This is a genomic window from Antarctobacter albus (genome assembly GCF_900101505.1).
GTDB lineage: Bacteria > Pseudomonadota > Alphaproteobacteria > Rhodobacterales > Rhodobacteraceae > Antarctobacter > Antarctobacter albus.
In genome coordinates this window covers 231,430-245,621 of record NZ_FMZI01000007.1, presented here as the reverse complement: position 1 = coordinate 245,621, position 14,192 = coordinate 231,430, and the positions used below count along the sequence as shown (strand labels likewise).

The window sequence follows — 14,192 nt, the reverse complement described above, 5'->3', positions numbered from 1 at the left end:
ATGTCCAGAACCATCCTTTTGACCACCACATTGATCGCGGGGATGGCCACCACGGCCTCCGCCGACACCCTGCGCCTGCTGACCTGGGGCGGCTACGCGCCCGATGAGGTCATCGAACTGTTCGAGCAGAAGACCGGCCACACCGTCGAAGTGACCAAGTCCAACAACGAGGAAATGATCGCCAAGCTGCGCGCCACCGGCGGCGGCGGCTTTGACCTGGTCCAGCCCAGCCAGGACCGCGTCATGGGCCCGCAGATGGAATTCGGCATCTACAAGCCGATCGACATGTCGAAAATCGACGAGTCGCTCTTCATCCCCTCGATGCTGATGGCGACGATGGCCAACACCACCGTGAACGACGAAGTCTACGGCGTGCCGCACGTCTGGGGCACCTCGGGCCTGGTGCTGAACACCGCCGAGGCGGGGGACACCGTCAAGGATTACACCGACCTCTGCGACCCGGCCGTCGCAGGCAAGGTGACCTACCGCCTGAAGCGCCCGACGCTGATCGGCTTTGCCTTCGCAATGGGCGAAGATCCCTTTGCCGCCTACGGCGACGAGGAAAAGTACAAGGAGATCATGGGCAAGGTCGAAGCCAAGCTGACCGAGTGCAAGGCCAACGTCAAAACCTACTGGGGTGGCGGCGACGAGTTGATGAACCTGGTCCGTTCGGGCGAAGTCACCGCCTCGATGGCCTGGGACACCGGCGGCTGGAAGCTGAACGACGACAACGCCGACATCACCTTTGTCGCCCCGGCATCGGGCGCACTGGGCTGGATCGACACCTTTGTCCTGCCTGCCAAGGGCCAGGCCGACGACGTCGCCTATGAGTGGATCAACTTTGTCATGCAGCCGGAAATCGCGGCCATGATCACCGCGGCAGCCGGCAACTTCACCGCCTCCGCCGGGGCCGACGAATACGTCGAGGACGGGTTGAAGGCCAAGTACCAGAACAGCTTCCCGCAGGAAGCCATCGACAACATCAAGTGGTATCCGCCGGTTCCCGCCGGCCTGGAAACCATCGAGGGCGAAGTTCTGGACCGGGTCCAGGCCGCCAACTGATCTGACACGGGCGGCACCCGGTTCTCCGGGTGCCGCCATATGAACGGACTTCCCGCATGACCCCTGATCTCGAATGCGCCGATCTCGTCAAACGGTTCGGTGAGACAACCGCCGTCGACAACGTCTCCTTCTCGGTGCCTCCGGGCAGTTTCTTTTCGATCCTGGGGCCGTCGGGCTGCGGCAAGACGACGATCATGCGGATGATCGCCGGGTTTCTCGACCCGACCTCCGGGGATATCCGGATCAAGGGCAAATCGGTTCTGGACACGCCGCCGAACAAGCGTCCGGTGAACATGGTGTTCCAGCACCTGGCCCTGTTCCCCATGATGAGTATCGCCGAAAACATCGGCTACGGGCTGCGGCGCCAGAAGATGCCCAGGGACCAGATCGCCCGCAAGGTGGACGAGGCGTTGGACCGCATCGGCCTGCCGGGGATCGGCGGGCGCAAGGTCGATGAGCTTTCGGGCGGTCAGAAACAGCGCGTCGCCATCGCCCGCTGCATGGTGCTTGAGCCGGACGTTCTGTTGCTGGACGAGCCGCTGGGCGCGCTGGACCTGAAACTTCGCGAACATATGAAGGTCGAGCTGAAGGCGCTGCAGGCGGCCTTTGACACCACCTTTGTCTACATCACCCACGACCAGTCCGAGGCGCTGGTCATGTCCGACCAGATCGCCGTCATGAATGCCGGGCGGTTCGAGCAGGTCGGCACCGGGCAGGATCTGTATTACCGCCCCGACACGCCTTTTGTCGCCGGGTTCATCGGGGAATCGAACCGCTGGAAGGGCCGCATCGACCGCATCGAGGGCGAGGCCCTGCAGATGCGCACCGACAGCGGCCTGGCCATGCGGGCAACGGCTGCGGGTCCCTTGGCCGCCGGTGACACCGCAGAAATCTTTGTCCGCCCGGAATCCATTCGCCTGGCCGCCAGCGCCGAGGCGCTCTCCGGTTTCGACAACCAGCTGCAGGGCAAGGTGACAAGCATCCTGTTCAACGGCGCGGCCTCGCGCGTGCTGGTGCAGGACGACGCGGGCGAAACTCTGGAAGTCACCCTGCCCCAATCCGGCGAATTCGCCGCGCTGAAACGGGGGGATGCGGTGCATATCGGCTGGGGCGCGGCGCAAGCGACCTGTTTCAAGGGGGCGGCCTGATGCGCGCGCATACCCGGATCGGTTTCATCCTGCTGCTGACACCCCTGGTGCTGTGGCTGGGCCTGCTGATCATCATTCCGCATATCGACATGTTCCTCATCTCGATCCGCGAACGCATCAGCTTTGGCGTCTACGAAACCAGCCTTGCGCAATACGAAAAGGCCCTGACAGAACCGCTCTACCTGCGGACCTTCTGGCGCACGGCGGTGATGTCGGTGCTGGCCACGGCGATCACGCTGGTGATCGCCTTTCCGGTCTCCTACTACATCGCCAAGATGGCCAAGGGGCGCCTGCAACAGGTGCTGTTCATGCTGTGCCTCATTCCCTTCTACGTTTCGGAGCTGGTGCGGACATTCGGCTGGATGATCCTGCTGCGCGAAACCGGGCTGGTGTCAAACCTGCTGCAATGGGCGGGTCTGGCCGATCAGCCGGTCGAGATGCTGTACAACGACGCCGCCATGATGGTGGGACTTGTCTATACCTCGATGCTGTTCATGGTGGTGCCGCTGGTCACGACATTGGAAAGCCTAGACGACAGCGTGATCGAGGCCGGTTATGACCTTGGCGGCAGCGGGCTGTCGGTGCTGCGCGAAATCATCGTCCCCCACGCCATGCCAGGCATCGTCTCGGGCTGTATCGTCGTCTTCATGCTGTCGCTGGGCAACTACCTGACGCCGACGATGCTGGGCGGCAAGGACAGCCTCTGGTTCACCGAGATGATCTACAACCAGTTCATCGTCCGCTCGAACTGGGAGCTGGGCGCCGCCTTCGGCTTTATGCTGCTGGTGCTGTCCTCGGTGATCGTCTGGGGGATGCTGCGCCTGACCGGCCGCACCCTGCAGGAAACGATGGGATAAGCCGATGATCCCCACGATCCCCCAATCCCGCGGCTTTCGCCTGATCTACGGCGGCTACGTGCTGCTGTTCTTCCTCTACCTCGCGCTGCCGCTGACCGTTGTCGCGGTCTTCGCCTTCAACGACAGCCAGTTCCCCTCGCTTCCCTGGGAGGGGTTCACCTGGAACTGGTTCTTTGGCGAGGACCGCCCACAGATCGGCGTGTTCCACGAACGCGGTATCCTGCGGGCCGTGGGCACCTCGGCCTTTGTTGCCGCCTGCGTCGCGCTGCTGTCGGTCTGTGTCGGCACCACGAATGCCTTCCTGTTCAATCGGTACGAGTTCCGGGGCAAGGGGCTGCTTTACGTTCTGATGCTGTTGCCGCTGGTCATTCCCGGCATCGTGCTGGGCATTTCCATCCTCGTCTTTTCGTCGACCCTGGCGAATGGCATCTGGGACCTGGCACAGATGGATATCCAGGCGCTGCGGCCCGGCTTGTTGCTGGTGATCCTTGGGCAGTTTTCCTTCATCACCACCATCGCCACGCTGGTCATCACCGCGCGCTTGCAAAAATTCGACCGCACTCTGGAAGAGGCGGCGCTGAATCTGGGGGCCACGCGGCTGGTGGCGGTGCGGACGATCACCATTCCCTTCCTGATGCCGGCAATGATCGGCGCGGTGGTCGTGGCCTTCCTCATGAGCTTCGAGAATTTCAACACCACACTGATGCTGGTCGGCTCTGACGCGCCACTGACCATCGCCATGTTCGACCGCCTGAAAGAGGGATCGACGCCGTTGCTGAACGCGGTGTCCCTGCTGCTGATGCTGGGCTCGTCGCTGCTGGCGCTGGTGGTGATCCTGTTCCAGCGCCGCTGAGTGCCCCTAGGATACGGCGGGCAGGCAGACCCTTCGCCCGCTGGTCGTGGTCTCGACCGTGATCGGCATGTCGTAGACAGCACTCAGTCGCGGGCCGTCCAGAATGTCCGAGGCCGCGCCCTGAGCCAGGATACCACCCCGGTGCATCAGCACGACCCGGGCATCCAGCGCAAAGGCCTGGTCGGGGTCATGAGTCGACAGGACGACACTGCGCCCGTCCTCTACCGCGCCTGACACCAGCGCGGCGATCCGCGACAGGACCTGCGCCTGGTTGCCGAAATCGAGGCTGGCGGTGGGTTCATCCATGACGATCAGCGGCGCCTCCTGCGCCAGGGCGCGGGCGATCAGGACCAACTGGCGCTGCCCGCCGGACAGTTGCGCATAGTTGCGCCCCGCCAGGTCGGCAATCCCAAGGTGATCCATCGCATCCAGCGCCGTCGCCCTGTCGGTCCGGCCCGGTTGGCCAAAGGCGCCCAGCCGCGCGGTGCGGCCCATCAGGACCACCTCCAGCGCCTCGAAGGGAAAGGGGGGTGCGTGGGCCTGCGGCACGTAGGCGATACGGCGGGCGATCTCGGCCCGGGTCCGGGTCGAGATCGGTCGGTCTCCTAGGAAAACCTGCCCGGCAAGCGGTGGCAACAGGCCCATCAGGGTCCGGAACAGCGTGGTCTTGCCGCACCCGTTCGGGCCCAGCAGGCACAGAACCTCGCCCGGCGCCACGCTGAGCGTCAGACCGCGACCGACAAGGGTCTTTCCGTGGCCGATGGACAGGTTGCGGGCCTCCAGCATCATGCCCATCCCCGGCGTCCGCGGGACAGAAGCACCACGAAGAAGGGCGCGCCGATCACCGCCGTCAGGATGCCCAGCGGCACCTCGACCGGGGCGATGGTTCGCGCCAGCGTGTCCACCGCCAACAGGTAGCCCGCCCCGATCAGGGCCGAAACCGGCAACAGACGTCCGAAGCCCGGCCCGACCAGCATCCGCGCCACATGCGGGATCACCAGCCCGACCCAGCCGACGACACCGGCCAGCGCGGTCACGCTGGCGGTGACCAGCGTCGCGGCGGCGATCACCAGGAACCGGGTGCGCCCGGCCTCGACCCCCAGGGCGCGGGCTTCTTCGTCGCCCATCGACAGCACGTTGATCCGCCAGCGCAACAGGGCCAGGGGTACAAGCCCGACAAGTACGGCGGGCAAGGCAGGCAGAATGTCGGCAGAGGTGACAGAGGCCAAGGACCCAAGCAGCCAGAAGGTGATCGCCGGGAGCTGATCGTAGGGATCGGCCAGCACCTTGAGCAGCGAGGTCGCCGCCCCGGCCAGCGCCCCGATCACCACCCCCACAAGGACCAGCGTCAACGTCCGGTCCGCGCCCCTCACCGCTGCCGCGACCAGCGTCACCACACCCACTGCGGCCATGCCCCCGACAAAGGCAGAGGCCTGGATTGCCGCCACCGGCAGGGACAGGAAAATCCCCGCCACGGCCCCCAGTCCCGCGCCCGCCGATACGCCCAGGATGTCCGGCGAGACCAGCGGATTGCGAAACAGCGCCTGGTAGCTGGCCCCGGCGGCGGCCAGCGCCGCGCCCACCAGCAGGGCGGCGGCGACGCGCGGCAGGCGGATGTTCCAGATCACGATTGTCGCTTGCGGATCGCCCTGCCCGACAAGCGTCCGCAGGACATCGCCCGGTGACAGGCCGAAAGGCCCCACCATCACGGCCCCGAAAGCCATGAGCACCAACGCAAGCGCCAGCAGCAGGGGCAGCGCGGGCCGGATCACTCTGGCGGACGCTCTTTGGCCCACTCCAGCAGGCGGTCAAGCGCATCATCGGAGAGGTCGACGTGATACCATTGCGCGTAGAACTCCCGCGCCTCCTCGCGCAGGTCTCCCTGCCAGCGGTCGGGATACATCAGCCCCGCCATCCAGTTGAGCCCCATCATCCGGTTCAGCGAAGGCGGGCGGTCGATCCAGCCAAAGGGGGCCGTGGGCGACAGGTAGACACGCCGCTGTTGCACTGCATCGACCCCCTGCCACAGGGGATCGTCCCAGACCCGGTCAAAGAAGGTGCGGTCCCAGGTCACTACCAGGTCGGGGTTGGCGACGATGACCTGCTCCATCGAGGCCCGGACCAGCCCGCGCGTCGTACCGCCGTCATCGGCCACGTTGCGCCCGCCCGCGCGTTCGATGATCTCGGTGTTGATCGAACCTTTCATGCCGGTCTCCAGCCCATCCGGCCCACGCGCCAGGTAGACGCGGGGGCGCGCCTCCTCCGGCACCTCATCCAGCAGCGCGTCGATGCTGGCAAAGCGCGCCTCGGCATCTACCGCCAGCGCCTTGCCCCGGTCAGGCACCCCCAGCGCCTCGCCCAGGATGCGCAGGGCCTCCGGCGTGTTCTCGAACCTGCCGTCGGTCAGAATATAGGGAATGCCCGTCTGCGCCTGCACCCGGTCCGCCAGGTCGATGTAAGTATCGCGGACAGAGCCGAAATCGACGATCAGGTCCGGCTTGATTTCCAGCACGCGTTCCAGGTTGGCTTCGCCGCCGCGCCCGGTCAGCCGCCCTGTTTCAGGCAGGTCGCGGTAAGGTTCGGCGATATAGTCCCGCTCTTCTGCCCGCAGCGCTCGCGGCCAGCCGGCCAGGGCCTCGGGTTTCAGCACGTAGACCAGGACAGAGGCGGGCGGCCCGGCGGCAAAGACGGTGATCACATCATCGGGCACCTCGACCACGCGGCCCGCGCTGTCGGTGATGGTGCGCGCGGCAAGCGGGGTGGCCAGCAGCGCGAGGAACAGGAACAGAAATCGCAAAATGCCCTCCTTGGTAGAGCGTGATCGTCAAATGTCGCCCGGCTTTGGCGGCGCCTTGGGCGTGAACAGGCAGCGGTCCGGCTTGAGGTCGATCAGTGGCGTGCCATCGACGCAATCCAGCCCGCGCACGATGAGGTCCGCCCCTTCGATCCGCAACAGTTTCACCATCGACGTACCGATGGGATTGGGCCGCACCGGAGAGCGCAGGGCGAAAGTGCCAAAGACCTGCCCATCCTTCTTCGGGCTCTGGGTCAGCAGATCACGCCGCGCCAAACCCAACCAGTAGAGAACCTCGATACTGGCATAGGCGTCGAGCCCGGCAAGCGCGGGCTGCCATTCCGGGTCCAGGCGGATGCGACACTCCGGCCCGTCCAGCTGCCCCTGTCGCGGGCAGGCATCGCGATCGGGCCAAGGCGTGTGGATCGTGCCGATGAAGCGCAACGCGGCATCCCCCGCCGGGCCGAGATCAAGCGCGCGCTCTCCTGCGCGAAGGGTGGTGTCCGTCATGCCGCGCCCTTTCCGTCGGCGCGACTGTCCGACAGGGCGGTGCAGAGATCAAACCCGCCCGTGCCGGGCCGGACCGCGGTCATATCTGCGCAACGGCCCGGACAACCACCTCGTCCAGCCCGTCACCGCCCTGGGCAACATGGCTGCGCAACTGGTCGCGCATACGCGGCTCCCAGAAGTCCGAGATATGCGCCGCGACCCGCGCGGGGGCATCCTCGTTTGGCTGGGTCTTGAAGAAAGTGGCGATCTGGTTCGCCATGCGGATCATCTTGTCAGGCGACATGCGGTGCCTCGTCGGTGATGCGGTGAGGATGGGAATAGATGTCGAAACCGCCGCTCCGGGCAAAGGCGGCCAGGGTGATGCCAGCCTCTTGCGCCAGACGCACGGCGGCGCCGGTGGGGGCGGACACGGCAACGAGGACCGGGATACCGGCCAGGGCACATTTCTGGACCAGCTCGATCGACAGCCGAGAGGTCATGACAGCCGCGCCCTGCGACGCGTCGAGACCCTCATGCGCCAGCGCGCCGATGAGCTTGTCCAGCGCGTTGTGCCGGCCCACGTCCTCGCGCGCCATGAAAACGCTGCGCCCCGAGGTCATGAAACCCGCCGCATGGGTGGCGCGTGTCATGTCGTGCAGGCGCTGGTGCCGGCGCAGCGCGTCGGTGGCGCGGGCGACCTCGGCCACCTTCAGCCGCAGGTCAGAGGTCACGCGCGGCACGCGGCGCAAGGCCTGGTCCAGGCTGTCGATCCCGCACAGCCCGCAGCCCACCGGCCCAGCCATGAAGCGCCGACGCGCGGACAGGGCCTTGGCACGACCGTCCTCCAGCAGAAAACGCGCCTCGATGCCCTGCGCATGTTCGACGATCTCGAAGTCGTCGACCTGCGATGGGTCGGTGACGATGCCCTCTGTCAGGGCAAAGCCGAGGGCGAAATCCGCCAGGTCAGCGGGACTGGCCATCATGACCGCCTGCGTGGTGCCATTGAAGACCAGCGCCACCGGCACCTCTTCGGGCAGGGTACGATGGATCGCCAGCGTGCCCTCGGACTGGTGCGACCGGCCCGAGGCGCTGACGGTTGCGGCGCGCGCGTTCATTCCGCTGCCGGAAGGATACGGCGCGACCGTTCGGCCTGTGCGGCGTAGTCCTCCTGCCAGTCGGTCGGCCCGTTCGAGGGCGCGACCTGCACCGCCGTCACCTTGTATTCCGGGCAGTTCGTGGCCCAGTCGGAGTAATCCGTGGTGATGACGTTGGCCTGGGTGTCCGGGTGGTGGAAGGTGGTGTAGACCACGCCGGGGCTGACCCGATCCGTCACCTGCGCCCTCAGCGTCGTTTCACCCGACCGCGAGGCCAGCCGCACCCAGTCGCCATCGTTTAGGCCGCGATTCTCGGCGTCATGCGGATGGATTTCCAGAACGTCGGCCTGGTGCCAGACCACGTTTTCCGTGCGCCGGGTCTGCGCGCCCACGTTGTATTGGGACAGGATGCGCCCGGTGGTCAGCAAGAGCGGGAAACGCGGGCCGGTCTTTTCGTCGGTGGCGACGTATTCGGTGACGATGAACCGCCCCTTGCCGCGCACGAACTCATCGACATGCATCAGCGGCGTGCCTGCGGGATGCGCCTCGTTGCAGGGCCATTGCACAGATCCCTTTTCCTCCAACAGGGCATAGTCCACCCCGGCGAAAGAGGGTGTCGTGGCGGCGATTTCCTCCATGATCTGGCTGGGATGGGTATAGGACCAGCCCGCCCCCATCGCATTGGCCAGCAGCTGCGTCACCTCCCAGTCGGCATAGCCGTTCTTGGGCGCCATGACGCGGCGCACGCGGTTGATGCGGCGTTCGGCATTGGTGAATGTGCCGTCCTTTTCCAGGAAGGTCGACCCGGGCAGGAAGACATGGGCATAATTCGCGGTCTCGTTCAGGAAGAGGTCATGCACAATGACGCATTCCATCGCCGCAAGGCCCGCCGCGACATGTTTCGTGTCCGGATCCGATTGCAGGATGTCCTCGCCCTGACAGTAGAGCCCCTTGAAGGTGCCCTCGACCGCCGCGTCCAGCATGTTGGGAATGCGCAAACCCGGTTCCGGGTCGATCTCGACACCCCAGGTCGTTTCGAAAATTTCCCGCACCTCAGGCAGTTTCACGTGGCGGTAGCCCGGCAGTTCATGCGGGAAGGACCCCATGTCGCAAGACCCCTGCACGTTGTTCTGGCCGCGCAGCGGGTTCACGCCGACGCCGGGCCGCCCGACGTTCCCGGTCAGCATGGCAAGATTGGCGATCCCCATGACGGTGGTCGACCCCTGGCTGTGCTCGGTCACGCCAAGGCCATAGTAGATCGCGCCGTTGCCGCCCCGGGCAAAGGTCCGTGCGGCGGCCCGCAGCTCCTGCGCGTCGACGCCGGTCAGCAGGGCGGTCGCCTCGGGCGAGTGGCGCGGATCGCTGACGAATTCTGCATAGACCTGGAATTCGTCCCAGTCGCAGCGGGTACGGATGAACGCCTCGTCCATCAGTCCCTCGGTCACGATCACATGTGCCAGCGCCGTGACCACGGCGACATTGGTGCCGGGCTTCAGCGCCAGATGATGCGCGGCCTCTATATGGGCGGATTTCACCAGGTCGATGCGACGCGGGTCGATGACGATCAGCTTGGCCCCTGCCCGCAGACGCTTTTTCAGGCGGCTGGCAAAAACCGGGTGGCCATCGGTCGGGTTGGCACCGATGACGATGACCACGTCGGTCTGTTCGACACTGTCGAAATCCTGCGTGCCGGCGCTGGTGCCGAAGGTCTGGCCAAGGCCATATCCAGTGGGCGAATGGCAGACGCGGGCGCAGGTGTCGGTATTGTTGTTTCCGAATACCGCGCGGGTCAGTTTCTGCACGAGGTAGGTTTCCTCGTTGGTGCAGCGGCTGGAAGTGATGACACCGATGCTCTTCTTGCCGTGCTTTTCCTGCAGGCCGCGCATGCGGCCCGCGGCAAAGACCAGCGCCTCGTCCCAGCTGACCTCGCGCCAGGGCTCGTCGATCGAGTCGCGGATCATCGGGTTCAGGATGCGGTCCTTGTGGTTGGCATAGCCATAGGCAAAGCGTCCCTTGACGCAGCTGTGGCCGCGGTTTGCCTTGCCGTGCTTGTAGGGCACCATGCGAACCAGTTCATCGCCCTGCATTTCCGCCTTGAAGGAACAGCCGACGCCGCAATAGGCGCAGGTGGTCACGACGGACCGGTCCGGCGTGCCCATCTCGATCACGGATTTTTCCTGCAGGGTCGCGGTGGGGCAGGCCTGCACGCAGGCGCCGCAGGACACGCAGTCCGAGGCCAGGAAATCGTCCCCGACGCCGCCCGCCGACACGCGGCTGTCGAACCCGCGCCCCGAGATCGTCAGCGCAAAGGTGCCCTGCACCTCTTCGCAGGCGCGGACGCAGCGGTTGCAGACGATGCACTTTGAAGGGTCGTAGGTGAAATAGGGGTTGCTGTCGTCCTTGGGCAGCCATTCGGGGTTGGCCTCGCCGGACGTATTGCGGGCCTCGAAATGGTTGGCCAGCCCGCCCTGTTCCGGCGCCTTGTAACGCACGTCGCGCAGGCCGACGGCCCCGGCCATGTCCTGCAACTCGCAATCGCCGTTGGCCGCACAGGTCAGGCAGTCCAGCGGGTGATCCGAAATATAGAGCTCCATCACGCCCTTGCGGATCTTGCGCACCTTCTGCGACTGCGTGTCCACGACCATGCCCGGCGCCACCGGCGTCGTGCAGGAAGCGGGGGTGCCGCGACGCCCCTCGATCTCGACCGCGCAAAGACGGCAGGAACCGAACGCCTCCAGGTTGTCCGACGCGCAGAGCTTGGGCACCGAGATGCCGATCTCGGCGGCGGCGCGCATGACGCTGGTGCCTTCGGGGACGGTGACTTCGAAGCCGTCGATGGTCAGGGTGACGGGCGCGCCCTGGCGGGCGGGGGTGCCCATGTCACGGTCGTCGGTCGGCAGGATGAAATCCTTCATTCGGCGGCCTCCTTCTGGCGGGCGAAATCATCGGGGAAATGGGTGACGGCGGACATGACCGGGAACGGCGTGAAGCCCCCCAGCGCGCAAAGCGACCCGTCCGTCATCGTCTCGCAGAGGTCGGTCAACAGGGGCAGCGCGGCGGCGTCGCCCTCTGCGATCCGGTCCAGCGTTTCGACACCGCGGACGGCGCCGATCCGGCAGGGCGTGCACTTGCCACAGCTTTCCACGGCGCAGAACTCCATCGCGAAGCGCGCCATGCCCAGCATGTCGGTCCGGTCGTCGAAGACGGTCAGGCCCGCGTGGCCGATCAACCCGCCCGCCTGGTCGAATTCCTCGTAGCCCAGCGGCGTGTCGAATTTCGACACCGGCATGTAGGCCCCCAGGGGCCCGCCCACCTGCACCGCCTTGACCGGACGGCCAGAGGCCGTGCCGCCGCCAAGGTCATTGACCACCTCGCCCAGCGAGATGCCAAAGGCGGTTTCGAACAACCCGCCACGGGCCACGTTGCCCGCGATCTGCAGGGTCACGGTCCCGCGCGACCGGCCAAGACCGAAGTCCGCGTAATGCTGTGCGCCCTTCTCGAAAATCACCGGAACGGTCGCCAGGCTGATGACGTTGTTCACCACCGTCGGACGCCCCAGGAAGCCCTCCAGCGCCGGCAAGGGCGGCTTGGCCCGCACCACGCCGCGCTTGCCTTCGAGCGAGTTGAGCAGGGAGGTTTCCTCACCGCAAACATAGGCGCCCGCGCCCTTGCGGATCTCCATGTCGAAGGCACGGCCGGACCCCAGGATGTCACTGCCCAATACGCCAGCGGCGCGGGCCAGTTCCACCGCGCGCGTCATGACGGCGATGGCATCCGGATACTCGGACCGCAGGTAGACGTAGCCCCTGGTCGCACCGACACCCAGCCCCGCGATGGCCATGCCCTCGATCAGAGTAAAGGGGTCGCCCTCCATCACCATGCGGTCGGCGAAGGTGCCGCTGTCGCCCTCGTCGGCGTTGCAGACGATGTATTTCTGCGGCGCTTCGGCGTCATGCACGGTCTGCCACTTGATGCCGGTCGGGAAACCCGCCCCACCGCGACCGCGCAGGCCGGAGGTCTTGACCTCGTCGACGATCTGCTGGGCCGAGAGGTCAAGCGCGACGCGCAGCCCCTTCAGCCCGCCGTGCGCCTCGTAGTCGTCAAGCGACAGAGGGTCGATCACGCCGACGCGGGCAAAGGTCAGTCGGGTCTGGCGCTTCATCCACTCCAGATCCTCGACAGGGCCAAGCGCCTTGGCACTGGTGCCGTCGAGGATCGCGGCCGCATCGGACGGTTCTGCCGGGCCAAACCCGTGGCGTACCCCGTCGATTTCCACCTCGACCAGGGGTTCCAGCCAGATCATCCCGCGCGTGCCAGTGCGGATGATGTCCGCATCAGGTGCTTCCGCGCGCAAGGCCGCAACCACATCCTCGGCCCCAAGCGCCTTGGCGGCGCTGTCCATCGGAACATAGATCTTCATGCGCCCGCCTCCGCCAGCAGTGTGTCCAGCCTGGCCGCGTCGATGCGGCCGACCACACGGTCATCCACCATTGCCGCCGGCGCACAGGCACACAGGCCCAGGCAGTAGACCGGCTCGATCGTGACAGCGCCGTTCGGCGTCGTCCCATGCCAGTTCAGTCCCAGTTTCGACAGCAGGCTCTCGGCCAGCTCGCTCCCACCTACGGATTGGCAGGCCTCGGCACGGCAGATCTTCAGCACATGGCGGCCTGCCGGAGCTTCGCGGAAGTCATGGTAAAAGCTGATGACCCCGTGCAGTTCGGCCCGGGTGATGTTCAGCGCGTCGCAGATCGGCGCGTGCGACTCGGCCGGAATATGACCAAAGCTGTCCTGGATGGCGTGCAACATAGGCAGCAACGGCCCTTCCAGAGACCGGTGTGCGTCGATGATGAGTTTCAGCTCGGCTGCGTCGAAATCGGCGCTGGCAGGCATGTCGTGGTCCTCCTGAATTGGCGCCAACTGGCACATTCGGAGGGGGTCCCTTCAATAACGCTGTTCCGTCAGTCGATAGGAATTTTCGATCAAATCGGGGGCAGCTTGCGCGCCTCTTTCAATAGCGCCTCCAGAACCGGCGTGCGCGGATCCCGGTGAGGCAGGATCAAACCGACCTTGTGATAACGCCCTGCCCCCTGCAGCGGGACCAATGCAATCTCTTTGCCCGCGGCAAGGAAGCGCGCGAGATCTCCGGGAAGAACCGTGACGCATTGCGCCTGGATCACGCTGGCCACCAGCGCGATGACCGAGTTCGATTCGATGCAGGTACTGGGCCTGACGCCGTTCTTGATGAACAGGCGATTGATGATCCTCCTGTTCTGCATGTCGGGAGTCAGAAGCGCCAGTTGCACCCCGCTGAGAGCCGACCAGTCGACGCTGTCCCGCCCGGCGAATTCAGACGACTTTGCGCAGACGAGCATGTAGCTTTCTTCGTACAGTTCGGCTGTATCGACTCGCCCCAGCGGCTCGTTGTCGAGATAGGAGATCCCGGCGTCCGCCTCGAAATCATCCATCAGTTGCAGGATCTCGCGCGAGTTGCGGGACAGGATTCGGAAACGGACATTGGGATGGCGGGCCGCGAAAACCGTGCAGAGGTGCCCTGCCCAGGACTGGGCCGTGGGGATCACGGCAAGCCGCACCTCACCTGCGAGTCCCGTCCGGCTCATCCGCATCTCGTCACGCAGCTGGCGGGCATCGCCGGTGATCCGCTTGGCCCATGTCAGCGCGGTCTGGCCTTCCGGGGTCAGCCCCCCGAATCGGGAACCGCGATAGACCAGCTGAACGCCAAGCTGCTCTTCAAGCTGCTTGATCCCGGCCGACAATGTGGGTTGCGCAATGTTCATGCGCTCTGCGGCCCGCCCGAAATGGCCCTCACGGGCAAGGGCGATGAACATTTCCAACTTGTCGAGCATGATCCCGCTTTCCTATTGCAGACCACGCTTT

General features: G+C 65.6%; 14 protein-coding genes. 4 read left to right on the top strand and 10 right to left on the bottom strand.

Annotated features, from left to right (window positions below):
- From BLQ71_RS14175 to BLQ71_RS14160, 4 genes are read left to right on the top strand one after another with little or no spacing between them, the layout of a single operon-like run.
- A complete protein-coding gene (locus BLQ71_RS14175) occupies positions 1-1,062 on the top strand; it encodes an extracellular solute-binding protein (protein ID WP_043137015.1) in 1,062 nt (353 codons plus the stop codon).
- A gap of 56 nt (positions 1,063-1,118) precedes the next feature.
- On the top strand, positions 1,119-2,210 hold the full coding sequence (locus BLQ71_RS14170; protein WP_074622177.1) for an ABC transporter ATP-binding protein: 1,092 nt from the start codon (positions 1,119-1,121) through the stop codon (positions 2,208-2,210).
- Positions 2,210-3,067 (top strand): ABC transporter permease, encoded by an 858-nt coding sequence (locus BLQ71_RS14165; protein ID WP_074622176.1) that lies wholly within the window; start codon positions 2,210-2,212, stop codon positions 3,065-3,067. Before BLQ71_RS14170 ends, BLQ71_RS14165 begins: the two co-directional genes overlap by 1 nt.
- A gap of 4 nt (positions 3,068-3,071) precedes the next feature.
- Entirely contained in the window at positions 3,072-3,920 is an 849-nt protein-coding gene (locus tag BLQ71_RS14160) for an ABC transporter permease (protein WP_074622175.1), read from the top strand.
- A gap of 6 nt (positions 3,921-3,926) precedes the next feature.
- Here BLQ71_RS14160 and BLQ71_RS14155 read toward each other — a convergent pair whose 3' ends face one another.
- From BLQ71_RS14155 to BLQ71_RS14110, 10 genes are all read right to left on the bottom strand, one after another.
- Positions 3,927-4,709 (bottom strand): ABC transporter ATP-binding protein, encoded by a 783-nt coding sequence (locus BLQ71_RS14155; RefSeq protein ID WP_043137611.1) that lies wholly within the window; start codon positions 4,707-4,709, stop codon positions 3,927-3,929.
- Positions 4,706-5,644: a FecCD family ABC transporter permease gene (locus tag BLQ71_RS14150; RefSeq protein WP_088702319.1), complete on the bottom strand. Its 939-nt coding sequence runs from the start codon at positions 5,642-5,644 to the stop codon at positions 4,706-4,708. The genes BLQ71_RS14155 and BLQ71_RS14150 overlap by 4 nt, the downstream gene beginning before the upstream one ends.
- Positions 5,645-5,688: 44 nt before the next feature.
- The gene (locus BLQ71_RS14145; protein ID WP_083342256.1) at positions 5,689-6,717 is read right to left on the bottom strand and encodes an iron ABC transporter substrate-binding protein; all 1,029 of its coding nucleotides are present in this window, start codon (positions 6,715-6,717) and stop codon (positions 5,689-5,691) included.
- Between the two features lie 27 nt (positions 6,718-6,744).
- Positions 6,745-7,224, bottom strand: coding sequence for a tRNA (N6-threonylcarbamoyladenosine(37)-N6)-methyltransferase TrmO (gene tsaA / locus BLQ71_RS14140; protein WP_074622172.1), 480 nt, complete (start codon positions 7,222-7,224; stop codon positions 6,745-6,747).
- 79 nt (positions 7,225-7,303) lie between these two features.
- A complete protein-coding gene (locus tag BLQ71_RS14135; RefSeq protein ID WP_043137026.1) occupies positions 7,304-7,507 on the bottom strand; it encodes a formate dehydrogenase subunit delta in 204 nt (67 codons plus the stop codon).
- Complete coding sequence (gene fdhD, locus BLQ71_RS14130) at positions 7,497-8,318, bottom strand: formate dehydrogenase accessory sulfurtransferase FdhD (RefSeq protein WP_043137028.1); 822 nt, start codon at positions 8,316-8,318, stop codon at positions 7,497-7,499. The genes BLQ71_RS14135 and fdhD overlap by 11 nt, the downstream gene beginning before the upstream one ends.
- Positions 8,315-11,212 (bottom strand): formate dehydrogenase subunit alpha, encoded by a 2,898-nt coding sequence (fdhF, locus tag BLQ71_RS14125; RefSeq protein ID WP_074622171.1) that lies wholly within the window; start codon positions 11,210-11,212, stop codon positions 8,315-8,317. Before fdhF ends, fdhD begins: the two co-directional genes overlap by 4 nt.
- Entirely contained in the window at positions 11,209-12,717 is a 1,509-nt protein-coding gene (locus BLQ71_RS14120; protein WP_074622170.1) for a formate dehydrogenase beta subunit, read from the bottom strand. The genes fdhF and BLQ71_RS14120 overlap by 4 nt, the downstream gene beginning before the upstream one ends.
- Positions 12,714-13,187, bottom strand: a complete 474-nt coding sequence (locus BLQ71_RS14115; protein ID WP_043137033.1) for a formate dehydrogenase subunit gamma — start codon at positions 13,185-13,187, stop codon at positions 12,714-12,716. The genes BLQ71_RS14120 and BLQ71_RS14115 overlap by 4 nt, the downstream gene beginning before the upstream one ends.
- A gap of 89 nt (positions 13,188-13,276) precedes the next feature.
- Positions 13,277-14,161, bottom strand: a complete 885-nt coding sequence (locus BLQ71_RS14110; protein WP_043137034.1) for a LysR family transcriptional regulator — start codon at positions 14,159-14,161, stop codon at positions 13,277-13,279.
- Positions 14,162-14,192: the final 31 nt, after the last annotated feature.